The 557-nt window shown below is 44.0% G+C and carries 1 pseudogene; it reads right to left on the reverse strand.

Annotated features, from left to right (window positions below):
• Positions 1–557: pseudogene (locus ACFIKH_RS09405) on the reverse strand (autotransporter outer membrane beta-barrel domain-containing protein); the annotation flags it as partial.

Genomic DNA, 557 nt, shown 5'->3' on the forward strand with positions numbered 1-557 from the left:
CCTTCAATTGCTGCTAATGTGACACCGGCTTGGAGAGCAGCATAGCGGATATCAGCGCCATAACCATATTTGAGAGGACCACGCTCAGAAGATAAAGTTCCTGTGTTTCCGTAAGTATAGAGGAAGAAACCGGTTTGTTTTTCCTCTTCTTTTCCTAAGACGGATGTTCTGATATTGGCTAAGAGCGCGTTTTGTTTAGCCATATCGGTTAATCCACTGTAGAAGAGAGCATTTGGCATGACCAAATAGCTTGCAGTTTGTGGTACAGGGGCAACGGCAGGGATATTTGTTTCAGGATCAGGAGTTGAACCAGAGCCAGAACCAGAACCATTTCCAAGCAGTTCTGGTTGCAAACGGAAATCCCAGAAATTTTCATTCTTTTCATCAAACAGGTTCTGCGCAATATTGGCTTTGCCTTGGCTTGAGTCTGGTCCATAGGCACGTAGTGTATACATATCTGGTAAACCACCTCTTGTGGTGTAGCCATTTACAAGTTTGAAAGAGTTTTCTTCTGCTTTTCCAGAAACTTGAATGAGTGACAGACCACGGATATTGGC

Origin of the sequence: Bartonella sp. SD1336NMGDW (assembly GCF_042193565.1) — a bacterium.
Classification (GTDB): domain Bacteria; phylum Pseudomonadota; class Alphaproteobacteria; order Rhizobiales; family Rhizobiaceae; genus Bartonella; species Bartonella grahamii.